This is a genomic window from Bacillus mojavensis, assembly GCF_012648005.1.
Classification (GTDB): Bacteria; Bacillota; Bacilli; order Bacillales; family Bacillaceae; genus Bacillus; species Bacillus mojavensis.
On record NZ_CP051464.1, the window covers coordinates 2,432,710 to 2,456,837 of the forward strand.

General features: G+C 41.5%; 31 protein-coding genes and 2 pseudogenes. 9 read left to right on the forward strand and 24 right to left on the reverse strand.

Annotation, left to right across the window (positions count from 1 at the left end; all coding sequences use genetic code 11):
* Together holA and HC660_RS12730 are read right to left on the reverse strand one after the other, a co-directional pair.
* A complete protein-coding gene (gene holA / locus HC660_RS12725) occupies nucleotides 1-1,044 on the reverse strand; it encodes a DNA polymerase III subunit delta (protein WP_168748275.1) in 1,044 nt (347 codons plus the stop codon).
* A 39-nt stretch (nucleotides 1,045-1,083) separates the two neighbouring features.
* Entirely contained in the window at nucleotides 1,084-1,233 is a 150-nt protein-coding gene (locus HC660_RS12730) for a hypothetical protein (RefSeq protein ID WP_003229985.1), read from the reverse strand.
* A gap of 40 nt (nucleotides 1,234-1,273) precedes the next feature.
* On the opposite strand from HC660_RS12730, the gene HC660_RS12735 reads away from it, so the two are divergent.
* Complete coding sequence (locus tag HC660_RS12735; RefSeq protein ID WP_010335005.1) at nucleotides 1,274-1,408, forward strand: YqzM family protein; 135 nt, start codon at nucleotides 1,274-1,276, stop codon at nucleotides 1,406-1,408.
* Nucleotides 1,409-1,446: 38 nt separating this feature from the next.
* Here the strand turns inward: HC660_RS12735 and HC660_RS12740 are convergent, their stop codons facing one another.
* From HC660_RS12740 to HC660_RS12750, 3 genes are all read right to left on the reverse strand, one after another.
* A complete protein-coding gene (locus tag HC660_RS12740) occupies nucleotides 1,447-3,777 on the reverse strand; it encodes a DNA internalization-related competence protein ComEC/Rec2 (protein WP_168749469.1) in 2,331 nt (776 codons plus the stop codon).
* Between the two features lie 3 nt (nucleotides 3,778-3,780).
* The gene (locus HC660_RS12745; RefSeq protein WP_010335007.1) at nucleotides 3,781-4,350 is read right to left on the reverse strand and encodes a ComE operon protein 2; all 570 of its coding nucleotides are present in this window, start codon (nucleotides 4,348-4,350) and stop codon (nucleotides 3,781-3,783) included.
* Between the two features lie 66 nt (nucleotides 4,351-4,416).
* Nucleotides 4,417-5,034, reverse strand: coding sequence for a helix-hairpin-helix domain-containing protein (locus HC660_RS12750; RefSeq protein ID WP_010335008.1), 618 nt, complete (start codon nucleotides 5,032-5,034; stop codon nucleotides 4,417-4,419).
* 83 nt (nucleotides 5,035-5,117) lie between these two features.
* Here HC660_RS12750 and comER point away from each other — a divergent pair, with 83 nt between their 5' ends.
* Nucleotides 5,118-5,939 (forward strand): late competence protein ComER, encoded by an 822-nt coding sequence (gene comER, locus HC660_RS12755; RefSeq protein WP_168748276.1) that lies wholly within the window; start codon nucleotides 5,118-5,120, stop codon nucleotides 5,937-5,939.
* A gap of 64 nt (nucleotides 5,940-6,003) precedes the next feature.
* On the opposite strand, the gene HC660_RS12760 is transcribed toward comER, so the two are convergent.
* Genes HC660_RS12760 through HC660_RS12795 form a run of 8 tightly spaced genes read right to left on the reverse strand, consistent with a single transcriptional unit; the run spans nucleotide 6,004 to nucleotide 11,014 of the window.
* Complete coding sequence (locus tag HC660_RS12760; protein WP_168748277.1) at nucleotides 6,004-6,747, reverse strand: class I SAM-dependent DNA methyltransferase; 744 nt, start codon at nucleotides 6,745-6,747, stop codon at nucleotides 6,004-6,006.
* Nucleotides 6,744-7,100, reverse strand: coding sequence for a ribosome silencing factor (gene rsfS / locus HC660_RS12765; protein ID WP_168748278.1), 357 nt, complete (start codon nucleotides 7,098-7,100; stop codon nucleotides 6,744-6,746). Before rsfS ends, HC660_RS12760 begins: the two co-directional genes overlap by 4 nt.
* A gap of 17 nt (nucleotides 7,101-7,117) precedes the next feature.
* Nucleotides 7,118-7,678, reverse strand: a complete 561-nt coding sequence (gene yqeK, locus HC660_RS12770; RefSeq protein WP_168748279.1) for a bis(5'-nucleosyl)-tetraphosphatase (symmetrical) YqeK — start codon at nucleotides 7,676-7,678, stop codon at nucleotides 7,118-7,120.
* A complete protein-coding gene (locus HC660_RS12775; protein WP_168748280.1) occupies nucleotides 7,668-8,237 on the reverse strand; it encodes a nicotinate-nucleotide adenylyltransferase in 570 nt (189 codons plus the stop codon). The genes yqeK and HC660_RS12775 overlap by 11 nt, the downstream gene beginning before the upstream one ends.
* 10 nt (nucleotides 8,238-8,247) lie before the next feature.
* Nucleotides 8,248-8,538, reverse strand: a complete 291-nt coding sequence (gene yhbY, locus HC660_RS12780) for a ribosome assembly RNA-binding protein YhbY (RefSeq protein ID WP_168748281.1) — start codon at nucleotides 8,536-8,538, stop codon at nucleotides 8,248-8,250.
* A complete protein-coding gene (gene aroE / locus HC660_RS12785; protein WP_168748282.1) occupies nucleotides 8,538-9,374 on the reverse strand; it encodes a shikimate dehydrogenase in 837 nt (278 codons plus the stop codon). Before aroE ends, yhbY begins: the two co-directional genes overlap by 1 nt.
* A gap of 18 nt (nucleotides 9,375-9,392) precedes the next feature.
* A complete protein-coding gene (gene yqeH / locus HC660_RS12790; protein ID WP_010335017.1) occupies nucleotides 9,393-10,493 on the reverse strand; it encodes a ribosome biogenesis GTPase YqeH in 1,101 nt (366 codons plus the stop codon).
* Nucleotides 10,494-10,495: 2 nt separating this feature from the next.
* The gene (locus tag HC660_RS12795) at nucleotides 10,496-11,014 is read right to left on the reverse strand and encodes a YqeG family HAD IIIA-type phosphatase (RefSeq protein WP_003226126.1); all 519 of its coding nucleotides are present in this window, start codon (nucleotides 11,012-11,014) and stop codon (nucleotides 10,496-10,498) included.
* A 362-nt stretch (nucleotides 11,015-11,376) separates the two neighbouring features.
* Between HC660_RS12795 and sda the strand changes: the two genes are divergently transcribed.
* The gene (sda, locus tag HC660_RS12800; protein WP_003226124.1) at nucleotides 11,377-11,517 is read left to right on the forward strand and encodes a sporulation histidine kinase inhibitor Sda; all 141 of its coding nucleotides are present in this window, start codon (nucleotides 11,377-11,379) and stop codon (nucleotides 11,515-11,517) included.
* A 137-nt stretch (nucleotides 11,518-11,654) separates the two neighbouring features.
* Here the strand turns inward: sda and HC660_RS21235 are convergent, their stop codons facing one another.
* The 3 genes from HC660_RS21235 to HC660_RS12810 all read right to left on the reverse strand — a co-directional run bounded on the left by HC660_RS21235 (nucleotide 11,655) and on the right by HC660_RS12810 (nucleotide 13,594).
* Entirely contained in the window at nucleotides 11,655-11,789 is a 135-nt protein-coding gene (locus HC660_RS21235; RefSeq protein ID WP_010335019.1) for a hypothetical protein, read from the reverse strand.
* Nucleotides 11,790-11,866: 77 nt separating this feature from the next.
* Nucleotides 11,867-12,595, reverse strand: coding sequence for an SGNH/GDSL hydrolase family protein (locus HC660_RS12805; RefSeq protein WP_010335020.1), 729 nt, complete (start codon nucleotides 12,593-12,595; stop codon nucleotides 11,867-11,869).
* A 246-nt stretch (nucleotides 12,596-12,841) separates the two neighbouring features.
* The gene (locus HC660_RS12810) at nucleotides 12,842-13,594 is read right to left on the reverse strand and encodes a peptidoglycan recognition protein family protein (RefSeq protein ID WP_168748283.1); all 753 of its coding nucleotides are present in this window, start codon (nucleotides 13,592-13,594) and stop codon (nucleotides 12,842-12,844) included.
* Between the two features lie 194 nt (nucleotides 13,595-13,788).
* Between HC660_RS12810 and HC660_RS12815 the strand changes: the two genes are divergently transcribed.
* A complete protein-coding gene (locus HC660_RS12815; protein ID WP_168748284.1) occupies nucleotides 13,789-14,415 on the forward strand; it encodes a TVP38/TMEM64 family protein in 627 nt (208 codons plus the stop codon).
* 21 nt (nucleotides 14,416-14,436) lie between these two features.
* On the opposite strand, the gene gnd is transcribed toward HC660_RS12815, so the two are convergent.
* Complete coding sequence (gene gnd, locus HC660_RS12820; protein WP_168748285.1) at nucleotides 14,437-15,330, reverse strand: phosphogluconate dehydrogenase (NAD(+)-dependent, decarboxylating); 894 nt, start codon at nucleotides 15,328-15,330, stop codon at nucleotides 14,437-14,439.
* A 302-nt stretch (nucleotides 15,331-15,632) separates the two neighbouring features.
* On the opposite strand from gnd, the gene HC660_RS12825 reads away from it, so the two are divergent.
* A complete protein-coding gene (locus tag HC660_RS12825) occupies nucleotides 15,633-16,361 on the forward strand; it encodes a YqeB family protein (RefSeq protein ID WP_168748286.1) in 729 nt (242 codons plus the stop codon).
* A 33-nt stretch (nucleotides 16,362-16,394) separates the two neighbouring features.
* Here HC660_RS12825 and HC660_RS12830 read toward each other — a convergent pair whose 3' ends face one another.
* Nucleotides 16,395-16,820 carry a sporulation-specific Dnase NucB gene (locus HC660_RS12830; RefSeq protein WP_168748287.1) on the reverse strand — a complete coding sequence of 142 codons (426 nt, stop codon included), beginning with the start codon at nucleotides 16,818-16,820 and terminating at the stop codon, nucleotides 16,395-16,397.
* Nucleotides 16,821-16,996: 176 nt separating this feature from the next.
* Between HC660_RS12830 and sigK the strand changes: the two genes are divergently transcribed.
* Complete coding sequence (gene sigK / locus HC660_RS12835; protein ID WP_174754429.1) at nucleotides 16,997-17,725, forward strand: RNA polymerase sporulation sigma factor SigK; 729 nt, start codon at nucleotides 16,997-16,999, stop codon at nucleotides 17,723-17,725.
* A gap of 128 nt (nucleotides 17,726-17,853) precedes the next feature.
* On the opposite strand, the pseudogene HC660_RS12840 reads toward sigK, so the two are convergent.
* Nucleotides 17,854-18,122: pseudogene (locus HC660_RS12840) on the reverse strand (recombinase family protein); the annotation flags it as partial.
* 649 nt (nucleotides 18,123-18,771) lie between these two features.
* Between HC660_RS12840 and HC660_RS12845 the strand changes: the two are divergent.
* From HC660_RS12845 to HC660_RS12855, 3 genes are read left to right on the forward strand one after another with little or no spacing between them, the layout of a single operon-like run.
* Complete coding sequence (locus tag HC660_RS12845) at nucleotides 18,772-19,533, forward strand: MBL fold metallo-hydrolase (protein ID WP_168748288.1); 762 nt, start codon at nucleotides 18,772-18,774, stop codon at nucleotides 19,531-19,533.
* A gap of 46 nt (nucleotides 19,534-19,579) precedes the next feature.
* Nucleotides 19,580-19,993 (forward strand): ester cyclase, encoded by a 414-nt coding sequence (locus HC660_RS12850; protein ID WP_211090763.1) that lies wholly within the window; start codon nucleotides 19,580-19,582, stop codon nucleotides 19,991-19,993.
* A gap of 29 nt (nucleotides 19,994-20,022) precedes the next feature.
* Entirely contained in the window at nucleotides 20,023-20,589 is a 567-nt protein-coding gene (locus HC660_RS12855; RefSeq protein ID WP_168748289.1) for an OsmC family protein, read from the forward strand.
* Between the two features lie 270 nt (nucleotides 20,590-20,859).
* Here the strand turns inward: HC660_RS12855 and HC660_RS12860 are convergent, their stop codons facing one another.
* The 5 genes and pseudogenes from HC660_RS12860 to HC660_RS12880 form a co-directional block, all read right to left on the reverse strand.
* Nucleotides 20,860-21,636 (reverse strand): sulfite exporter TauE/SafE family protein, encoded by a 777-nt coding sequence (locus tag HC660_RS12860; RefSeq protein ID WP_168748290.1) that lies wholly within the window; start codon nucleotides 21,634-21,636, stop codon nucleotides 20,860-20,862.
* A gap of 63 nt (nucleotides 21,637-21,699) precedes the next feature.
* Complete coding sequence (locus HC660_RS12865; protein ID WP_151175164.1) at nucleotides 21,700-21,927, reverse strand: sulfurtransferase TusA family protein; 228 nt, start codon at nucleotides 21,925-21,927, stop codon at nucleotides 21,700-21,702.
* A 37-nt stretch (nucleotides 21,928-21,964) separates the two neighbouring features.
* Nucleotides 21,965-23,099 (reverse strand): annotated as a pseudogene (locus HC660_RS12870) (MBL fold metallo-hydrolase).
* A gap of 32 nt (nucleotides 23,100-23,131) precedes the next feature.
* Nucleotides 23,132-23,527, reverse strand: a complete 396-nt coding sequence (locus HC660_RS12875; protein WP_014114508.1) for a DsrE/DsrF/DrsH-like family protein — start codon at nucleotides 23,525-23,527, stop codon at nucleotides 23,132-23,134.
* Between the two features lie 21 nt (nucleotides 23,528-23,548).
* Entirely contained in the window at nucleotides 23,549-24,106 is a 558-nt protein-coding gene (locus tag HC660_RS12880; protein WP_168748292.1) for a sulfurtransferase TusA family protein, read from the reverse strand.
* Nucleotides 24,107-24,128: the final 22 nt, after the last annotated feature.

Sequence of the window (24,128 nt, forward strand, 5' to 3'; positions counted from 1 at the left end):
TCATAATTGAGGATCGTTTTTTTCATTTCTTTTTAACAGCTGCAAGAGAAAAAGCTCTAGTAAAAGCTGCTTGTCCTTTTTCCCGGTTTTCATCTCATAGTCCATCACGGCAAGCTGTTCAATAATAGACCGGAGCTCAGCTTCTGAAAAAAGCCTCGCTTGATCCATCGCCAGCTTTACCCGGAATGGATGCACCTTTAAGTTAGAAGCAATCTGTTTTTGGCCGTACCCTTGTTCCGCGAAATATTTCGTCTGCAGGATCAGCCGGAACTGGTTCGATATGAGAGCCATAATTTTGATCGGCTCTTCATTTTGTTTGAGCAAATCATAAAAAATTTGCAGACTCTCAGTCCGTTTTCGGTTGACGATTTTATTAATCAGTTCAAAGATATTTTGTTCCAGACTTCTCGCCACAAGCGTCTTTACATCATCCAGCGTGATTTCTTCACGGTCTCCAATAAACGTGCAGAGTTTCTGAATCTCCTGAAAAAGTGATGACAGATGCCCGTTTACAAGCAAAACCAAATGCTCTGCCGCCTCGGTGCTGATTGTTTTCTGCTCGGTTCTCGCCAGATTGATCGTAAAGTCTGTCGTTTCCTTCGCGTTTAATTCCTTTGCCTCCATCATGAACGCCTGCTTTTTTAGCGCTTTGGTCAGTTTTTTCCGCTCATCCAGTTTTTCATAAGGCGCAAGCAGAACAAAGACCGTGTATGGCGCCGGTGATTGTATATACGATTCAAGCGCGCTGATGTTGTGCTCAACTTTTTCTTTCTTTTTTTCACCCGTTAAAAAATATGGATTTTTCACAATGACAAGGCGCCGCTCCCCCATAAACGGGAACGTTTCAGCGTCGGCAATCGCCTGATCCAGCGGGTCTTCCTCCAAATCAAAAACAGACAGGTTGAAATCTTTCGTCTCTTGATCAATCACCGTCTGTCTGATCCTGCTGACGGTTTCTTGGAGCAGATACGTCTCTTTTCCGTATAAACAATAAACCGGATGGACATCGCCTTTTTTCAGGCTTTTCCACACATCAAATACCATTGTTGTACGACTTCCTCTCTTTCATCATCCTCTTCTATCCTAAATTGAGTTTGCAAAATAGTAAAGAGGAAGCCTGACAGCGGCTTCCCCATTTATATTAAACGCCTGTTCGCAAGCCCCCGGGACAGCTTGTAAAAAGGCGATAATCACCAGAACAGAAAACGTTACCTTAGCTTCTAGATTTTTCAAATCGATTCCATTATACTTAAATCAGTCAGGGGGGATGAAATTGAATGATTTTGAAAAAAACGTTCAAAGCAAACGAAATGATGCTGTAGATTCAGCGGTTGGTTTTGTTGTGTCCTTCGGATTTTTCGCCTTATTGTTTGTCATGGCAACGGTTATTCACCTGGTTGGTTCATAACACGACTGCCCGGGCTGCTGATTTCTCGGCAGTCTTTTTTAATTCTCCTTTGTCATATCTGATGTATCATATGGAGGATAGACAGAAAAGGTTCCTGATCCGTTTTTGTACGTGTATTGGATCGTGCCGCTTTGATCAGTGCGCAGCACACGGATGGATCGGCTCTTTAACAATTGAAGAACTTCTTGATGCGGATGATGGTACCTATTGTTTTCTCCCGCTGAGATGATCGCCGTTTTCGGCTGAAGCTGTTTGATGAATTCTTCACCGGTAGAGCCCTTGCTTCCATGATGCCCCACCTTTAACACATCCGCTCTTATATTTGGGAAGATATTGATAATCTCCTGTTCCCCCTCTTTTTCCAGATCACCCGTCAGGAGCCAGCTGAGACTGCCTGTATTCATCCATAGAACGAGAGAAGAATTATTTTTACTTGCCGGATCAGGCGTTTCCGGTGACAGCACATGAAACTGCAAGTCCTTTATTTGCAATACATCACCCCGCTTCACCTCTTCAATTGCCACCCCCTCTTGTCTGGCAGTCCGTAGCACTTTCTCATCATGAGGTTCAGAAACAAAGCCTTTCGGAATGATGAGACGCTTTACTTTATGATGCTTCAGCAAAACCTCTGCCTCTCCGATATGATCTTGATCTGCGTGCGTCAGTATCAGCGCATCAAGCTGCTTGATGCCCTTTGCCGTTAAAAAAGGGATCAGCACCTTTTCCCCCAGTGAAAAAGGATGCTGTTTTTCCCGCCAAGGCTCTGACGAATAAGACAAAGTGCCTCCTGTATCAATTAAAACACGGCCTTTCTGATAGGGTGCACTGACAAACATACTGTCACCTTGTCCGATATCAATCATATCTACTTCTCCATCGGAACTAACATAAGGGAAAATAAAGAGCAGGGTAAGCGTTGCACAAAAAAGGCCTGTGGATACGGTCAGCCGGAGATATGAGCGTTTCTCGATACTCATAAGCAATATGATGACAGTGAGCGTGAATAAGAGAAGAAGTGCGGGTGCAGGACCTGAGATGATGATTGTGAATATTTCTATATCTGCGATTTTAGTGATCAGTCTGTTGGTCCAGGTCATCATTACATCAAACCAATAGAACAGAAATTGACCGACGGATGCTGAAAAAAATAATAGAATCACTCCTATAATAGCAGCCGGTAAAATACAGAATGTATAAAAAGGCACCAACACCATATTCATCGGAATGCTCATAATAGAAAACTGCTGAAAATGATACAGAAGAATGGGTAGTGAGCCTAGCTGGGCAATAACAGATACCATCGTCAGCTGTCCCAGACCCGTTTTGCTATGCTGAAAAATAGATGATGAGAGAATTAAAGAAAAACTGACCGCAAATGAAAGCTGAAATCCAGCTTCAAAAAGGTAGTAGGGATTAAAAAGCAAGAGGAGGATATACGAAAGACAGATTACCCCTGCAGAATTCACTCGCTGCTGAAAAAGGCTTCCCGCTAAGTAGATGCCCGACATCAGAGCGGCCCGGAGAACAGAAGGCGCTGCGCCTGTCAAAATAACATAGATCGGCAGAAACAAAAGTAGTAGGATTGACGCATTTTCTCTTGTTATACCCAGACGGATCATTGCGTAAAATAGGCCAGCTGTCAAAATTCCGACATGGAGGCCTGAGATGGCTAATAGATGGACAACACCTAGATTTTGGTAAGCGTTAAGCACATCGTCATCCAAATAAGACCTCTCACCTACAGTAAGCGCCTGTACGATTCCTGCTGAATCTGACGGAAGCTTGGTGTTCGTGAATGATACGATGTATTTTCTCAAACTGAGAAGCTTATACCGGACACCTGAAGACTCACTGCAAATTCTAATAGATGTGACAGAATAGCTCCAATGAATATGCTGCCGGTAAAGATACTGGTGATAATCAAATGTTCCCGGCACTGTTGCTTGTTTGGGCTTCTCCAACTTACCAGTCAATTCGCATGCCATACCCGGCTCTAGATGTGACAGTTTGTCTTTCTCAGCTAAAGACTGAATCCGATAAGAGGCAGCCCATTTTTCGTCATCAGGCGTCTTGATCAGCAAAGACATCCGATCTCCGTCAATTTTAGGAATACTATGAACGACCGCCTTGAAGTGATAGCTGCCCTGCTTGTACGAAGAAGTATTTTGAAAATCTGTAATCTTAAACAGGGCAAAATTGAGCACAAAAGAGAATAAACATACAAAAATGAGTGGAGCTTGTCTTGTTTTGACTGACACAATAAGAAGAAAGAGGAAGAAGAGAAAGACAGCGGAGAAATAAGAGGCGGCAGCAATTCCAGCCGTTGCTGAAGCTGCCGCCAAAGGCAATAGTAGACGCGAATGTCGCATCAATCACACATAACTCGTAAAAAGTTTATTAGCCTGTTCATGTATTTTCTTCAAATCTTCCTCTGCGAGACCGGCATCCGCTAATTTCTCTAAAAGTCCCGCTACAAATGAAAGCTTTTCTCTGTTTTTCAGATCAACGATCATCTCATCAAGTTCAACCTGTTCAACCGTAACGCCAGACTGCTCAAATAGCTCCTGGGCATACGGATGTGTTTTATAATCCTCAGCGTAATATACTGTTTTGATACCGGCTTGAATGATAGACTTACAGCACTGAATACACGGATAGTGCGTAACATATATCTCCGCTCCATCTGTCGGCACTCCAAATTTAGAGCATTGAAGAATCGCATTCATTTCCGCGTGAATCGTTCTCGCGCAATGATCGTCTATCATTAAGCATCCTTCGTCCGCGCAATGTACGCCGCCTGCGATTGATCCGTTATATCCTCCTGCAATCATACGTTTATCTCTGACAATGGTAGCGCCGACAGACAATCTCGGGCAGGTGCTGCGCAGTGCCAGTAAATGGCTTTGCGCCATAAAATATTGATTCCATGAAATTCGTTCCACGTTGTTCCCTCCAAATGTTGTGTTGCCTGTTCTTTAGTTTACCTATCATCATACATGACCGTCAATTCACTTTACTGTAATGGAAGACTTTATTTTTTCAAATGATTTTTCGCCAATTCCCGAAACCTTTGTGATATCTTCAATTGCCTGAAAACGCCCGTTCTCTTCCCGATATGCAATAATCGCTTCGGCTTTTGAAGGCCCTACTCCTGAAATGTTTTGTAAATCCTCTAATGTTGCTGTATTGATATTGACCAAGGCCTCTTTCCCCGTACTGCTTTGTACAGCGCCTCCGGCCGCTTGCTGCGGCTCCTCTTCTCCCTCACTCGGTATATACACCACTGTACCGTCCTGCAAAAGTTCCGCCAAATTCACTTGCGTTTCATCTGCTTTTTCGCCGATGCCGCCTGCTTTCTCAATAGCCTGTGACACTCTGTCCCCTGCATGCATTTCATAAACGCCGGGATGCTTAACAGCACCTTTTATGTCAATTACAATATTTTCTTCCGCTTTGTCTTTTGTCACTTCCTGCTTAACCTCAGCATTATCCTTTTCACTAGATATCACTTGTTTTACAGGCTCTTTGTTATGCCCGATGAAAAAAAAGAGACAAAGAACCGCAATGAGAACAGCAGCAAAGGCCACTGACATGATGATCATTTTATGTTGATTCAACCAATTCAACTGGCATGCGCCCCGCTTTCGTCATATTTTGTTTCTTTATCACATATGGTTTAGAGGATAATAGCTCAAAGGAGGGGAAATCATTGAAGATTGGCTTTATCGGCACTGGAAATATGGGTACGATCCTTATAGAATCATTTATTGAATCACAAGCAGCCGATCCCTCAAACATCACAATCACAAACCGCACAATTGAAAAAGCGTTGAAGATAAAAAACCGCTACAACAGCTTAAACGTAACAGAGAGCCTTGAAAAGCTTGTTGCAGAAAATGAGATGATTTTCATCTGTGTAAAGCCGCTAGATATATATCCATTATTGTCAAGGGCAGTTCCTTATCTAAGAAAGGATCACATTCTCATTTCCATTACAAGCCCGCTTCAGACTGATCAGCTGGAACAGTATGTGCCATGTCAGGTGGCACGAGTAATCCCGAGTATTACAAACCGGGCGCTTGCTGGCGTTTCTCTCGTCACCTTCGGCAAAAGCTGCGGGGAGGCGGCAAAAACAAAAATCAACGAGCTGATGAAGCACATTTCGAATCCGCTGCAAATTGAAAGTGACGTCACAAGAGTAGCGTCAGATATCGTAAGCTGCGGACCCGCTTTTATGAGCTATCTGGTTCAGCGGTTTATAGATGCAGCCGTTACGGAAACGTCAGTGTCTAAACAGGACGCTATTCACATGTGTAAAGAGATGCTTGTCGGGCTGGGAAAACTGTTAGAAACCGAATTGTATACCCTTCCTGCATTACAGGAAAAGGTTTGCGTAAAGGGCGGTGTGACAGGAGAAGGCATTAAAGCCCTCGAAAGCGGTGTACAGGATATGTTTCATCGTGTGTTTCAAAATACGCATTTGAAGTATGAAGAGGATATTTCCGCGGTGAAGAAGCAGTTTCATGTGTAAACGAATATGCCATAGTTTTTTGTTGTATGCAAAATGGTAAAAAAGCATTTTAAAAACCATCGTCTTAGTAAACGATGGTTTTTGATTTCTGTGCTTTAAAGAACAGGCGTTCAGAGTATGGTGACGGGGCTGAATCGGTAAAATCAGCGGTGACCTTATGAAGCTGAAAACCGCAGCCTGCCAGCATTTCTTCGTATTCATCCACTCGGAACGTTCTTTGCTCATGTGTCTCGTCAAAGCGGTCGTACGCCTCTCCGTTCCAAACAAAAAACGTCATATCATGAATGGCGGAAAGCTCTTCACTACCGGCAAAGCTTTGCCAAATATAGCTGATATCTTCGTCTTGATCAGCAAACGTGCTGCCAGGAAAAACCTCGGTTATTTTATACGGTGAATGAACATCAAACAGCAATATGCCGTCCGGCTTCAGCACCTGAAATACACTTTTAAAGGTATTCATCACGTCATTTTTCGTTTTTAAATAATTCAAGGAGTCACAGCAGATCGCAACCGCATCAAACTGGCCTTCAAAGCCGGTAATCTCTCTCATGTCCTGCTGAAGGAAAAGAATCGGCTGTTTAGCTGGTACTTTTTGCTGGGCGTATGAGAGCATTTCCTCACTGAGATCAATCCCAGTGACTTCAAAGCCTTTTTCGGCAAGCCGGATTGAAATTTCTCCGGTGCCGCATGCCAAATCGAGAATACGGCCTTTTTCCGGCAGAGATGCTTCAATCCACTCTGTCCATTTGTCGTAAGGTGCGTGAGACATTAACTCGTCATACACGCTTGCAAAGCCTTGGTAAATCATTGGTTCATTCCAAGTTCCAGGTCTGCGAGCGGAGCATCTCCCCACAGTTTTTCTAGGTTGTAATAGCTTCTTTCGTCCTTGTGAAACACATGGGCAATCACATCCCCAAGGTCAACTAATACCCATCTTGCCTCATCGAAGCCTTCCATCTTTTTGACTTCAATGCCGTTTTCTTCTGCCTGGTCCTTGATTTCACGCGCAATGGCCTGAACTTGTTTATCTGAATTACCGTGGCAGATCAGAAAATAATCAGCAACCAGAGAAATTCCTTCCATATCCAGTGCTAAAATATCCTCTGCCCGCTTATCGTCGCAAGCCGCAGCTGCAATATTTAAAATGGACTTTTGATTCATTCACAATTTCCTCCTGTTCATTTGCCAGACACAAGCCAGTTATAAGTTAAACATGTATCTGGAAAAACCTGTTGATTTTTTTTCATTAGAAAAATCATTGTATTTTTGATCGACTGAATCAACGCTTGATTCAAATCCGTTTCGGCTAGTTCGCGCACCTCATCAACACCGGGAAATTTACGGCCTGGTTCAATATAATCGGCAACGTAAATGACTTTTTCCAAAAGCGTCATGCCCGGACGCCCAGAGGTATGGTATCTGATCGCGTCAAGAACATCTTCGTCATGAATTCCCGCTTCCCTCTGGACTAGGTAAGCGCCGACCGGAGCATGCCACAGCTCCGGGTTGTGATCTAACAGATGCGCGGGCATGTTTTCTCTGGCAATAATTTGTTTCATTTCTTCTTTTGGACGGAATTTGGCGTAATCATGAAAGATAGCCGCCGTTTCTGCTTTTTTGGAGTCGGCGCCAAAGCGCTCCGCAAGTTCAATCGCCGTGTTCATTACGCCAATTGTATGGATATATCGATGCTCGGTCAATTGCTGCTTGACGCAGGCAAGTGCCTCCTCACGATTCATATAAACCATTCTCCTCTACATACTTCTTCACTTTATCAGGGATTAAGTAGTCAGTGGGCTTCTTGCTTTTAAACCGTTCCCTTATCATAGTCGATGATACCTCAAACTCCGGAACGTCTGCAAAGAGAAGCGGATAAGGGGTTTCAACATGAAAACCGGGGCGCTTTACTCCGATAAATTGAATAAGGTTCAGCAGCTCGTCCAGCTTATACCATTTCGGCAGGTATTCAATCATGTCAGCACCAATGATAAAGAATAGCTGATCCTTCGGATATCGCTGCTTTAGTAAAGAAACGGTATCAAAGGTATATGACGGCCCTTCTCTTTCCATTTCAGCCAGCTGCAGCTTAAAGGATGGATTAGACTGGATCGCAAGCTTCAACATTTCCACCCGATGAGTGCTGTCTGTATAGTCTTCATCCTGTTTATGCGGAGGTATTTGATTGGGCATAAACCAAATTTCGTCGAGCTCCGCCTGATACAGCACCTCATTCGCCATTAAAAGGTGACCGTTATGCGGAGGATCAAACGTGCCTCCGAAAATTCCGATTTTCTTCATTTCAACCACCTTAAGGAAGCTCGATTTGTTTATTTTCCTTTGATTCCTTAAATAAAACAATCGTATTGCCGATCGTCTGAACCAACTCTGCGTGGCTTCCTTTTACAAGAGCTTCCGCAACATCGTTTTTATCGTCTTCACAGTTTTGAAGAACGCTGATTTTAATCAGCTCTCTCGCTTCAAGCGCTTCAGAAATTTGTTTAATCATGTTGTCATTGACTCCGCCCTTTCCTACTTGAAAAATCGGGCTTAAATGGTGCGCTTTTGAACGCAAGAAACGTTTTTGTTTTCCTGTTAGCATTATTTTCCTCCTAATTTCCCTACTACAATAGATCTCATTTTTTCAACATCAGGTTCATGTCCTGTCCACAAGCGGAAAGACAATGCCGCCTGCTCAACAAACATGCCGACTCCATCCAGTGTTTTCAGACCTTTTTGCTTTGCTTCTTTTAATAGTGAAGTCTGAATCGGATTATACACGATATCGCAAACAACCGCACTGCTTTCAGCACGCTGCAGCGAAAGCGGAATATCTTCCACGTTTGGATACATGCCTACAGATGTTGTATGGATAATTACATCATACTGCTCAAGCCGTTCTTCTGCTTCTTTTATGCTTAACACTTCTACATTGCGGAACGAGGGAGCAGATTCTGTGAGCTGTTTGGCTTTTTCTATCGTTCGATTGCAAATATCAAACTTTTCCGGATTGTCGCGGACGATCGTCGTAAAAATCGCTCTCGCTGCCCCGCCCGCGCCGATCATTAAGAAAGACAGCTCGGAGATTGGTTTGTCCAAAATTCTCATTAAAGATTTCACAAAGCCTTCTCCGTCTGTATTATATCCGACAAGTTTGTCTCCTTCTCTTCTGACAGTGTTAACGGCACCAAGCACTTTTGCGCTCTCATCAATATGATCGAGATGATCCATGATGGAAACCTTGTGCGGAACAGTCACATTGATGCCTTGTAGGCCAAGAGCTCTTATTCCTTTTACCGCATCTTCAAGACTATCCTCTTCCACCTTAAATGCATGGTAGTGTCCGTCCAAGCCAAGATCCTTCAAAGCCGCGTTATGGATATCCGGCGACATGGAATGCGCAATCGGATTTCCGATAACCCCGTACAGCTTCTTCATACCCCTCTCCCCTTTTTGTTAAATTAATGAGCGCCGAACAAATACGTGAACGCCTTTTGGCGCATAAGCCGTTATCTTTTTATCCGCGTCATGCACCGTTACCCAGCCTAACCCAGAAAAAACGATATCTGTCTTTTGCTCTTTCATCGTAAACGTATGGGCAACCAGTTCTGGAAACTCATCCATATCATCTTTTCCCGGCGGTGTGAGCAATTCTCCTGCGTGCTTTTCATAAAGCGCGTCAGCATTTTCCAGTTTCGTTCTGTGAATCATTAATTCATTCGGCATATAGCAGACAAAGGCAGCTCTTTCACCTGAAACATAATCAAACCTTGCCAGTCCGCCGAAATACAGCGTTTGCTGATCGTTTAGCTGAAATGTGCGCGGCTTCAGTTCCTTTTTGGGCGAAAGTACTTTTAAATCCTTTTTGTTTACATAGTGCGCCATTTGATGGTGATTGATGATTCCAGGTGTATCATAAAGCGCTGAGCCGTCATCTAACGGAATTTCAATCGCATCAAGAGTTGTGCCCGGGAATTGCGATGTTGTGATGATGTTGTCTTCACCGGACACTTCTTTGATAATCCTGTTAATGAACGTTGATTTCCCTACATTGGTACAGCCGACAACGTAAACATCCTTGCCGTTACGGTAATGTTCAATCGCATCAATGACTTCTCTGATTCCCTGGCCGCGTCCCGCACTGACCAAAAATACGTCAATCGGTTTTAAGCCAAGCTCTTTCGCCTCGCGCTTCATCCACTGGATCAGCCGTTCTCTTTTGAGCGATTTAGGCAGAATATCCGCCTTGTTTCCGACTAACAATATAGGATTTCCTCCGACTAAGCGCTGCAATCCATTAATCCAGCTGCCGTTAAAATCGAAAATATCAACAATTTTAACGACGAGAGAATCGGTTTCTCCAATTCCATGAAGGATGTTTAAAAAGTCATCATCCGTTAAGGAAACGTCTTGTATTTCATTGTAGTTTTTCAGTCTGAAGCAGCGCTGGCAAATCACACTTTCTTTAGAAAGCGAAGCCGGCGGCGCGTATCCCAGACCGTTTTTGTCCTCGGTTTGGATTGAAACTCCGCAGCCGATACAAACAACCTTTTCCATTCTTATTCCTCCCACTGAATGTGCCCTTTTCGTTTGAGAGCACTCAGTATTCTGCGTTCGACCTGGCGGTTAAAACGCGTAATAAAGCCGTCTGAGGAAGCGACAGGCACGACTAGGATCGTATGGTAGCCGTTACGGTTCCCGCCGAGTACATCAGTCAGCAGCTGATCTCCGATGACAACACAGTCCTCTTTTTTCAGCTCCATATTGCGCACTGCTCTATTAAAGGCTTTGCCCATCGGTTTTCTTGCTTTATAGATGAATGGTATACCGAGCGGTTCCGAGAAAAGTTTTACTCTTCGCTCATTATTATTAGAGACAATCGTCACTTTAATGCCGTGCTCTTTCATTTCTTCAAACCACTCGATCAATCGCGGCGTCGCGTTTGGTCTGTCCCATTCAACAAGCGTATTGTCCAGATCAGTGATAATTCCTTTTACATTTCGTTCTTTTAATTTTTCAGGTGTAATATGAAAAATATTTTTTACAAACTCGTCAGGTAAAAAAAACTTTTTTAACAAAACCCGCACCCTTCCCTTTTCTTTCTCTTAAAATTAATGTCGAAAAAAATCGAACTTGCGCTTAAAGAAAAACTGAGCAAAAAAATTTCGACAAAAATTGGGTTTCTTCACCAGGTGTGGATAAATTTACACACACTATCCACTCTTATTACATCACTCTTTAGACAAATTATAAACATGATACTCACAAGTTATCCACTTTTTGGTGTGGATAACAGAACGATTGTTCTTATATGCAATTCATGGTAGATTAAAGATAATCTTCAGCCTTCAGATGAACGCAACCTATAAATGTATGTCACAAAGTCATGAATGATTCCAACTATGAAGGAGGTGTCTCTCCCATTAATTGGGTTCCTAGCATGAGAAAATTGTCTGATGAACTATTAATAGAATCCTATTTCAAAGCCACCGAAATGAATTTAAACCGCGACTTTATCGAGTTAATCGAAAACGAAATAAAAAGAAGATCGCTCGGACATATTATTTCCGTATCTTCTTAATAGGAATTTGTCTATATTTTCCGGGCGTATTTCCTTTTTTTACTCAGATGACTGATATTATATCACTTCAGTTACGCGCTTTACTACTGTTTTCAGCAAAAAACACCCCTAAAAAGAGGTGTTTTCAGGGCTGGATTTCATGTGAACCAATACACTCCGCCCACAATCAGGAGAACAACAATCAAAACAACGATAAAAGCGTATCCGTATGCTCTGCTTGCTCCATATGGCCAGCCGCCGAATGGATACGTGTATAAATACCCGCTGTACATGTGAAGCGCGCCTCCTTAAAAATGTTTCTATAACAGCCTATGTAGGAGAAATAAAACGGCTTAGGCCTTTGTCCAGATCAGCGCTTCAGGACCTGCCCATCTTGTATCCCTTCATAAACAACCCTTGCCCCTTTTGGTGTCATATGATTGCCTGAAGGATCTATCAAGCCGGATTGGATAAGCGCTTCATCAGTAGCTTCTCCACCGTCTGCTTCTATAAAGTGTTTCCAGTTGTCTACGAGAGGCACATTCATATGTTTCGCGACATCTCTTGTAATATCATTGTATGAGTTATGCCACTTTCTCGCCCCGCCTTTTGATTCAAAAGCAGCCGCTTTATACCTGGAATAGTAAAAGAGGTGATGCTTTCCGTTTCCTTCAATAATAGGAATACACGTCATTAAAACAGGCTTGATGCCGTGTTTTCTGCTTTCTTTTATAAAGTAAACCAGATTCTCTCTGAAACGCAGCTTTGACACTCTCGGCTTTCCTTCAGCCAGAATCGCGGCGTCATTAGTGCCAAACATAATAAAAAGATGCTTAGGTTTTTGATCGAGTACATCTGTTTGAAACCGTAAACGGGCATCTTCTGTCGTTTGTCCTCCAATTCCTGCATTGAGGATATCAAGATTCCCGCGTTCAGCCGTTTTTAATATATTGACCCACTGCTGCGCTTTTGGATAGTCACGATAATCCCAATTAGAGCCGCGTGTATTGCTGTCACCAAATGCTACCACGTCTTCGTATCCCCTTCCGCATCCTGCTGTAACGAACAGCACTAGGAAAAGGATGAACATATACTTCATCTTTACACCCCCAAAAGCTTCACCTTTATGTTATACCTCTGCTCTGTTTCATTCAACGCAGAGTTTTTTCGTTATAGCGTTCTCTCTATTGTTAACGTGTCCCTCTCGACTAAAATCATTCTGTTTCCATTAAGGGGTGATATATCTATTTCAGTTCCCGTCTTTTCCTGCGAAAAAACACTTCAGAGAGTTGATTGCAATAACCTGCTTCCGCCAGAGGAAACAGGCTACTGATTACCTCTGCATTTATTTTAATTTCGCTTTAAGCTTGGCCTTTGTTTTCGGTCCGTAGATACCATCAGCTTTTAATCCATTCATCAGCTGAAAACGTTTCACGGCATTTGCTGTTTTCGGTCCATAAATGCCGTCAATACCGTTATTCTTCGCACCTTTATCGGGGTAAAAATGAAGTGCTGCTAAAGCCTTTTGCAGCTGAAGAACTTTTGTGCCTTTTCTATAAGGCGCAGTAAGTTTTATTACTCCTGAAGGCAGAGGATAAGATTTGGGTGATTCTTTAGATGGCGTATCAGAGGAAGAAATTCCGTTTTTGAATGCACTCCATTGATTTAAGAGTTTGCGGGGACATTCTTTTCCGGACCATTTTTTGTGGGGAACAACACGATCCAGCGAAATATTGTGATCCTTCATCAATTTTTTGATCAGCCACTGCGCATTAGCTACTGCTTTGTCAAAATCGCCGTCTGCATTTTCGCAGATTTCAATCCCGATTGATTTGCGATTCCCTGTTCCATCGGTGCCGTCGCCAGCATGCCACCCGTTTTCAGTAAGAGGCAGATGCTGATAGATGTCTGAATCGTCTACTGTAAAATGCCAGCTGACAGATGTACTTGGGTTTTTTACATAATCAGCGTGCATTTTTGCATCGGCACCTTTGGCGGTATTTGCTGTATTGTGCACCGTAATGTAGGCAGGTGTCATCGCATAGCCGGGACGGTTATCGTTTGATTTTGGTATAAAATCCTTTTTTATCGCTACCATTTCTATCCCTCCCTACTATTAAAGAATGCAGCAACGAGTGAAATGGACAGCCTATTTTACTAGCTAAAAAAGAATTGTATTTCCCCCCACTCGTATGACAGTTGAACCTCCGAAATGGTACAAGTTATACTAACGTAGATGCCGGAGATTCTGCCTCCTGACATCGCCACAAGTGTTGGGAGTGGATAATTGATATGTTAAAAAAGACTTTAGGTATAATCTTGATCATCGCCGTTATTGCAGTCGGGTTTTATCAGAAAGAGGCTTGGCTTGATGCTATAAAAGCAGGCGGCTTGATCTCCGTTTTATGTAGTATGCTTCTGATTGCAGCCGACGTCTTTTTCCCGATTGTGCCGTTTGCAATTATTGCAGCTTTAAATGGCGCTGTGTTCGGAATTGCAAATGGAGTTTGGATTACACTGGCCGGTTCAATGCTCGGTACGATATTGCTATTTTTTCTCGCGAGGTACAGCTTTCGTGATTGGGCTAGGAAAAAAATAAAAGCTTACCCTGCTATAAAAGGATACGAGGCTTCCTTCGATAAAAATGCGTTTACCGCTGTTTTATTGGGAAGACTTATCCCTGTTATTCCTTCTCTTGTCATGAATGTTGTATGCGGACTAAGCAGTGTTCGGTGGCATGTTTTTTTCTTCGCCTCTTTAATAGGAAAAATCCCAAATATTTTAGTTGTTACGATTGCCGGCGCCAATTTCTCCAGCAACAAATTACTATCCTTCAGTATTTACGGGGCCTACGTTCTGATCCTGATGTTGGTTATATATAAAAAGTTTCCTCATCTCGTGAAAGTGTCAAAAAAATAAGGGCGGCCCGCTTTGCCCCCCTTACTTTTTTTCTGTTGCATGTCCTCCAAATTCATTACGGAGCGCAGCAACGACCTTTCCTGTAAACGTATCGTCTGTTAACGAACGGTATCTCATCAAGAGCGACATCGCGATCACCGGGGTGGCTGTCTGCAAATCTAGTGCCGTTTCCACTGTCCATTTCCCTTCCCCTGAGGAATGCATGACGCCTTTGATCTGTTCCAGCTTCGCGTCTTTAGAAAAAGCTCGCTCAGTCAGCCCCATAAGCCACGACCTTATGACAGATCCATGATTCCATACCCTTGCAACTTTCTCGTAGTCAAACTCAAACGGGCTTTTTTCCAGCACTTCAAATCCTTCGCCAATAGCAGCCATCATTCCGTACTCAATGCCATTATGAATCATTTTCAAAAAGTGCCCGCTGCCCGCTTCTCCAGCATATAAATATCCATTTTCAACAGCAGTATCCCGAAACAGCGGCTCCGCAATCTCCCATGCTTCCGGATCTCCCCCCACCATAAAACAGGCTCCGTGCCGTGCACCTTCCATTCCGCCCGACGTTCCCGCATCGAGATAATAGATACCCGCTTCTTTCAGTTGATTATAGCGACGAATCGATTCTTTATAATGAGAATTTCCGGCTTCGATGATAATATCACCTGTGCTTAATAAAGGTGTCACATCACGCAAAACAGTATCGACCACGCCATGGGGCACCATAACCCATAGTATTCGCGGCATGTCTAATGAAGAAATCAACTCTTTTATACTCGTTGTCCCCTCAGCCCCATAAGATATCAGTTCATCAACAGCGGCTTGGTTCACGTCATAACCGATTGCTTGATGATTGCGGTCGATCAATTGCTTTCCTATGTTGATGCCCATTTTCCCTAAGCCGATCAATCCTATTTTCATGTGAGTTCCTCCTGGTTGTCTAAACTCTAAAGCCCTTACTCTTTATGTTCCCTGTGAACTGCTTTGTGATACGTCCTGTTTTCTCAAACAAAAAAACAAAAGCGGTCCGTGATCAACCAGAGTGATTTCTTTTCCCGTGTCATATCGTTTCTGTATGATCTTTATCAGAAAGAGGGTGTGATAATCATTTGGCGCCTTCATGAATTACAGCAGAAATCGTGGAAACATCCTTGATTTCCTCTCTATTTAAGTTAAAATATGGGAAGAGAATTCAATTTATTTCTAGCTAAGAAGGTGACAACTTGCAGGATCAAACACAAACAATCATTGGAATTAAAAAAACCGCGAAATGTTTATTATACGTTACACTTGCAATGATCGGTCTTCTCATTGGTTATTTCTTTCATCAGCTTGCGAAATGGGCATTATCCCTGCCGTGGATTCCATTAGAAGGCCCTCTTCGGCTTGTTGCCTCTTTTCACGGATCACCGGTGAAGTTTATCACCGCGCTGCTTGGCCTGATTGCCGGTATATGGTTCGCTCATTCAATCATCAAAATGCTATTAACTGTACACATTACAGACGACTCCGTGAAATTAATGAAAGGCAAGCATGTTCAAACGATCAACTCGGAAGACATTGCTCTGGTATTTATTGATCATAAACGGCTTGTCCTCTTAGGAACAGACGGATATGAACTGGCACGTGAAGAAATAGATGAAAAACCTAAAATCATTGAGCAGGCCTTTAAAAAACACCATTACATATGGTCGGCAGAAGGTGACCCGTTTAAAGATAAATTTCGACGATGGGTACCTGAATCACCCGATCTCTCTCCAAGCGCTCATGCTATATTGAAAGCTCGTCAGAAAGCACTGAAAAAAGAGGAAACAGACGACATTGAAGATTTCCGTCTTGAACTTGCAAAGATCGGGATCGTTGTACGTGAAGAAGGAACACGCCAGTATTGGCGAGAAGCAGAAACGTATCCTCCTCAGGAGAATCAGCCTAGCGGCAACATAGGATCATAGCAAAAGAGGCTCAGTATTGAGCCTCTTCTTTTATTACTGAACAATAAACAACACTTTGGTGCCATCTGGATAACCGCTCATTTGATTTCCTACCCATGAACCGGCGCCGCGATTATCCGAGGGCGTTACATAGCGGACATCGGCTCCGGCGCCTCCTTCTTCACAAACTGCCATCGGCCATTCATCTCGATCAAAACCAGGCTTCGTCGGAATTCCTTTTAATGATTCCTCCCGCCTTTTGTCCGCTCCATCACGATCAATTGTACATATATCAGAATGTCCTTCGGCAATCGCATCTCTTATATGATCCCCGGTTTCCGGATAACGAGACAACGGAAAATATAAAACTTTGTCATATAAAGCAGCCCCCTTGACCTGTTGCGGAGCTGTCATATCCTTTCCCAATAAACAAAGAAAAACTGTTGCCGCCAGAAGAAGCATTGCCATCCATCTTTTCATCCTCATCCCCCCATACAGTTTCGTTCATTTAAATGTATGGGGGCAGCGTAAAGATTATTTTAAAAAACAAAACCTAAGCTCCCCATTGAGAAATTTCCCGGTACAGACACAGACAGCCTACCGATCACATACATTGACATATAGGCTTTTGCCTACATAATCATGTGGAGGTGACGATGGTGACAGGTGTTTTCGCAGCGCTCGGTTTTGTAGTTAAAGAGCTTGTCTTTTTAGTATCTTACGTGAAAAACAATGCCTTTCCACAACCGCTCTCAAGCAGCGACGAAAAAAAATACTTAGAGCTCATGGCTAAAGGGGATGAACATGCCAGAAACATGCTGATTGAGCATAATCTTCGCTTGGTCGCCCATATTGTAAAAAAGTTTGAAAATACAGGTGAAGACGCAGAGGACTTAATCTCCATCGGAACAATCGGGCTGATCAAAGGGATTGAAAGCTATTCCGCCGGAAAAGGGACAAAACTGGCGACGTATGCTGCGCGATGTATTGAAAATGAAATCCTCATGCATTTGCGAGCATTAAAAAAAACAAAAAAAGACGTGTCCCTTCATGATCCGATCGGGCAGGATAAAGAAGGGAATGAAATAAGCCTGATCGATGTTCTGAAATCAGAAAATGAAGACGTGATTGATACAATCCAGCTCAATATGGAGCTTGAAAAAGTGAAGCAATACATTGACATTTTAGATGACCGTGAAAAGGAAGTAATTGTCGGGCGGTTTGGGCTTGATTTGAAGAAGGAAAAAACGCAGCGTGAGATTGCCAAAGAACTCGGTATTTCGCGTAGCTATGTATCGCGGATTGAAAAGCGGGCGCTGATGAAGATGTTTCATGAGTTCTATCGGGCGGAGAAGGAAAAGCGGAAGAAAGCGAAGGGGAAATAATGCAGAAGAAGCCGGATCTAATATTCCGGCTTTCTCTCATTCATTGCTTCTTTTAAAACTTTCGAAACTAATGGAGACAGAATATACGATAGAGGTATGAAAATGCTTCCAGCTAACCGCTTGTCTCACTCTCTCAACTCGTCAGCACTGATAAGCTCAATGATCATTTCCGTAAAGACGATCAGGACCGTAGCAGATGACTTGACTTATAAGTCCTTCGCTTGCATCCTCTCTCAAGCGATTCAAAGCCGGACGTTCTAAAAGCTCCCCGGAAAATCCTTCATCAGCATACTTCAGCACATCCTTAGTCCCTGCTTTCTTTATGCAGGCCTCGATCTGGCTGTCGATGCTCGATCCCTTGTTCCTCGGTCGATACCCTTACATATATTGCTATCATCCTGGATCTCCTTCCTATAACGTTTTATTAAATAATGATAGTAATCGTTAATGCATTTGTCAGCTTGCGGTCCCTCGATGATGGTTACCTTCATAAAATGCATCACCCCTTGGGTAATGCTATGTAATAACTGTTTGTCCTAATGAGGTGATTTTCTATAGGTATGGTAAAAATAATGCTAGTTTGAAACTCTCGGTGTTTGCTTTTACAACAATAAACCCACTAGGCACTCAATAAAGTGGAAGCTTATCATCGATTACAAAATCCTGTTATTTCAAGCATTTGAATTCATTCATTTCACTCATTTATATCATTTTATATTCATTTTGGACACAAAATGGGCACTGTTTTTAGGCAATAAACAACCACTGAATAATTGTTGTAGTATGCACATGTCACTGGTGTCTGAAATAGTCATTTGAAAATAAATACTACCAAGTTAGTATATCGACATTCACTTGAGACATGTCGGTTAGAGTAAACCAAAATTAATACTTAATGCCCCTACATACTTTCTTCTTTGTTCCGTTTCCTTTTATTAAGGACTTTCAAAAATCAAGTTAAATTGCAAAAAGACTTGATTTGTTCCATGTATTTATTTAGTTGCTGTAGGTAAACTATACATATACTAAAAAAAGGAGTTTTACACATGAATATTCAACAAATTCGTAATGCCACACTTGTAGTCGAATATGCAGGCAAAAAGTTTTTAATAGATCCCATGTTAGCTGAGAAGGGTGCTTACCCTCCATTCCCAAATGCGCCAAGACAAGATCAAAACAACCCTTTGGTTGAATTGCCAACATCTATTGAAAATATTATTAAAGATATTGATGCTGTTATTGTTACTCATTTACATTACGACCATTGGGATGAGGCTGCTAAAGAGTTGTTGCCAAAAGATATCAAGTTGTTCTCCCAAAATGAAGAAGATGCAACAGAAATACGAAATGCCGGATTCAAAAATGTAGAGGTTTTAACAAAAGATACAGTCTTTGAAGGCATTCAATTGATTAAAACAAAAGGCGAACACGGAAGAGGAGAAATTTTAAAACTTGCAGGTCTTGTTTGCGGTGTTGTCTTCAAACACCAAAGCGAGAAAACATTATATGTAGCCGGAGATACAGTATGGTATGAAGCCGTTCAGGAAGAAATTGATACACATCAACCAGAAATTATTGTCGTAAATGGCGGAGATAATCAATTCTACGAAGGCGGTTCTCTCATCATGGGTAAAGAAGATATCTATGAAACATATAAAGCTGCTCAAAATGCAAAAATTATCGTGAGCCACATGGAAGCTGTCAACCATTGGGGATTATCAAAAGAAGAATTAAAATCCTTTATTAATGAAAAAGGAATCGCTTCTGATGTTTTAGTGCCTGAAGATGGCGAATCAAATTCATTTTAATCTAACACATGAACTGAAGTTTTAACTAAGGAAGGGCGCGTTCATTATGTCCGTTGAAAACAATAAAGAATTAGTGCGTCGTTACTTTGAAACGATTGAACAAGAAAAATACGATGACTTAAAAGACTTTTGCCATAAAGACTTTGTATTCTATCCACAATTAGATAAACCGTATCCAGGTGTAGAGGGTTTAATTGAATCAGAAAAGAAAAACTTTGATGCTTTCCCAGGTTTCAAAATGCCAATTAAAGCAATGGTAGCTGAAGGCGACCTTGTTGCAGTATATTTTATATTTGAAGGCAGGCATACAGGTATTCCATTTGCTGGAGTTTCTGCAACGGGAAAAACCGTTAAATTCTCTCTTATGATGTTGTTACGTATTGCTGACGGTAAAATTATTGAGCATAGATCTCATGTAGATGTGCATGATATTCTCCGTCAGCTAAACAGTGATGCCTAAAGCTTTAAAAGCTTGAAGTGTGTCTAGTTTTGATTTATCAATATATGTTAGAAGACCCTTCTTTTGAGGGTCTTCTTTCATCTAAAACGATCTCAATAAGTTCAAATTTCTCGGAGTTCAATAAAGCAAAGGAAAAAATCCAAAAATTACTTAAGGAAGTGTTTATTTTGAAATCAAATGTTAATATCGTTTGGAAGAGTGGTTTAAAAGGGAACGGATTTCTTGAAACAGAGTTTCTAGATACAAAGATTGCTATTCCTGCTGAATTTGGCGGAAGTGGAAATGGAGCCTCTCCAAAAGAGATTCTTGTAGCATCTGCAGCAGCTTGTTATACCTCAGTTCTTGTATCAATGATTGAATCAAGGTATCTTCCTGTTGTGGATTTGACTGTAAATTCTGAAGGAATTAATTCTGATGATGAATTTAAAATCATCCACTATCCTCATATTGTTTTATCCGGAAAAGCAACAGAAAAACAAATTCAAGCAGCCAATAGAATACTTTCACTTGCAGATAAAGGATGCACTGTAGGAAACTTATTAAAAAAAGCTGGTATCAAGATTGAGATACAAGGAAATATTTCTTCTACTAACTAGTTTGAAGTGATAACTAAAAGGCAAAAAACATTTTGATGAAAAGTAATACTATTTTTTTATTTTGTTTTTAGATCAAGCAATTGCTTGGTCTCTTTTCTATCCAGCCTGTTTTATGTATTCTCTTCTTTTCTACATATTATTATGACACCATTAATCCCTCATTCAAAATACTCACATCCTTAGCGTCTTAACATAAAAAAGAAAGGCCAACGTTTGAAACTGTCTGTTGGTCTTTCTTTTTATCTCACCCTTAAGAAAGTCAATCTATTTTCATAGAATATCTAACCAAATTTTAACGGTAGTCACTAAAATCAAAAGAGCTAAAATCCATTGCAGAAACTTAGTCTCTACCTTTTGTCCAACTATTGCACCTATATGAGATGCAATTAAACTAGCAATAATAAGAACCAGGGCTGGTACAAAAAGTACCTGACCTGTGATCACCTTTCCAACTGTTGCTCCAATAGATGAAAGAAGTGTAATCGCAAGAGATGAAGCGACGGTGATTCTTACAGGAATATTTAAAATCGATAACATAATGGGGACTAGGATAAAGGCGCCGCCAGCTCCTAAAATACCTGATACGCCACCAATGATAAAAGCTAGGGACGACGCCAACCATTTATTAAATATCACTTCTTTGCCGTCTCTATGTGCTTGTCCTTTTTTAGGTATAAACATTAGAATAACAGCTATAATAGCCAGAATTCCGTATATAAAGTTAATTCCTTTTTCAGATATGAGATGAGAAAAATAACTCCCCAAAACACTCCCTATAAGAATACTGCTTCCCATGTAGATGATTAAATTTTTATTTAAAAACCCACTCTTACGATAAGCCCAAACACCGCCAAGTGTTGCAAAGAAAACTTGAATAGCACCTATTCCTGAAACTTCATGGGCAGTTAACGACATCACACCCACTAAGGGAGGAATGTACAATAACATTGGATAATTAATAACAGATCCTCCAATACCAATCATTCCAGAAATAAAGGAACCAATAAACCCTATGATGAACAGAGTTATTATAAAGGCAATATCCATTCGGATTTCCTCCTTTTTCAAAGGAAAAGGGTATCTTTTTTATTCGATACCCTTTCACAGTGATTAGCCTTTTTTAATCCAGAATTTCAGTACATCGCCTTCTTCAACATGTTCTAGAAGTTCATGACCACCTGACTTAGACCAAGCCGCAAGGTCACTTTTGAATCCTTTATCTGTTGCATGTACTTCTAAAATTTGGCCCAATTCTAACTCATTCATAGCTTTCTTTGTTCTCACAATTGGCATTGGGCATGCTAGTCCTGTTGCATCTAATACTTTATCTGACTTCATGTTCGTCTCTCCTCTGTTTTCGTAATATCATCTTGTGTTATCGAATTGCACAACGATTTGGCCCAATCTCCATTTCACGCTGTTTTTCTTCATCTGGGTTGATTTTTCCCATATTTGTTTCTCGAATCTCTTGATATGCATTGGGTTGTGGAGGCAGACTGTCTGTCACTAGGTGTCTAAATTCTGTTTCATCCTCAATGTTCAAACCATGGTTCTCGCTAAATAATGCACTTAGTTTTTTACCCACACTACCATCCTCATTTAGCTCATCAATGATCATAAAGTGTGCCGGTAATACAATTAAATCCTTTGATAACGCTTTGTAACGGCTATAAAGAGTTTTTCTTAAATCTCCTACCCAATCTTCTGCCATACCGGCTAAGTCTGGTCTGCCGATTGAATCAATAAACAAGATATCACCTGAAAGAAGATACTGATCATCGACAATGAAAGAAGTGGAGCCAATGGTATGCCCGGGAGAATAAATCGGTTGAATTCTAATCTTTGTATTTCCAATGATAATATCATTTCCTTCTTCCAACGGCTGATAATCGAATACCACTTCTTCAGCATCTTTAGGCGGTAACCAGTAGGTTGCTTTTGTTTTTTCAGCAATGACTCTGCCGCCTGAAATATGGTCTGCGTGAAGATGTGTATCAAATACGTGAGTAATCCTCGCACCCTTCTCCTTCGCAAAATCTATAAAGATATCTACCATACGTGTCGCATCAATAATCGCTGCTTCACCATTGGAAATGACCATGTATGACAGGCAGCCTTTACCGATTCGAACAAACTGATACATCTCACCGCCATCTTTTAAATCCCCGATTTTTACCGGCTCTAAATGTTCGCTCCATGCTTTCATCCCACCCTTAAGATAGGATACAGAAAGACCTGCTTCAGAAAGCATTTCGGATACCATGACGGATGAACCTTCTTTTGCGCAAACGACTAGCACTTCTTTATCAGAAGGAATTTTCTCCAAGATATCTTCTACGCCATCTAAAAGATCAAAATACGGTACATTTAAATGGTCAAAATCATGCCCTTCAATCTTCCAATCGCTAAAATCATTTTCATTACGTACATCTAGAATAAATAGAGGTTCTTTGTTAAAGATTTTTTGTGTGACTTCTTTTGCGGTAAGTGCTTGCACGGTCATGTTTAATTCCCTCCTATATCAAAATCTTTTTAAGCAGGACTAAAATGTTAAAGATACATCCGCATCTTTTGCAAAATCTAAAAAGGTAACAGCCCCGCCTACTTCAATTCCTTCTACAAAATCATCTTTTGTTAAACCCATAACGTCCATCGTCATTTGACAACCAATAAATGTAACACCCATCTCTTGTGCCATTTCAATCAGTTCAGGAATAGACGGCACGTTTGCTTTCTTAAATCCTTCCGCAAAGTGTTCTTTTCCTTTCGGCATTTCTAATTCTTGATGTGCTTGCTTATGAATTAGATTTAATCCCTCGAATGTAAAGAAGATAGATACTTCTTGATCACTTGCTGCTGCGGCAGTCGCAATATTAAAAACTTTATAGGCATCAAATAGACCACCATTTGCCGCAATAATCGCTACTCTTGTACTCATTTGTTATCATCCTTTTCTTATTTATTCTGTTTTACCTGTCCAATCACGCATACCAGGGACAACATTAATCACCTTTTTAAAACCTTGTTTTTTCATCGTTTGGGCTGCCATTTCACTTCTTCTTCCAGAATGGCAAATGATATAAATTTCAGCATCTTTGTTTAACTCGTTAGAGCGCTTTTCCACCTCCCCAAGAGGGATATGCACAACTCCCGGGATATGAGCTTCTTCATACTCATCTAGCTCTCGGACATCTAAAATGTTAAGAGACTCCTCACTTTCAACTTTCTGTTTGAAAGCTTCTAGTGAAACCTCAGGAATAGAAGGTGTGCTTTCTGATGAATGTTCTCCTCCTTTACGAAGAAAATGATGAAGTATTTCTCCCTCTGATTCAGTACCTAGATATTCATGACCTGTGCTATTTGCCCATGCTTGCAAATCTGCCGTAGAGCCTTTATCTGTTGCTTCAATTTCTAGTATCTCACCAGCTTTTAAATCCTTCATTTTCTTCTTCGTTTTTACAATGGGCATTGGACACGTCAAACCTTTAGCGTCTAACACAATATTTGCCTTCACCATTTTTTCCTCCTTTTTAAATAGG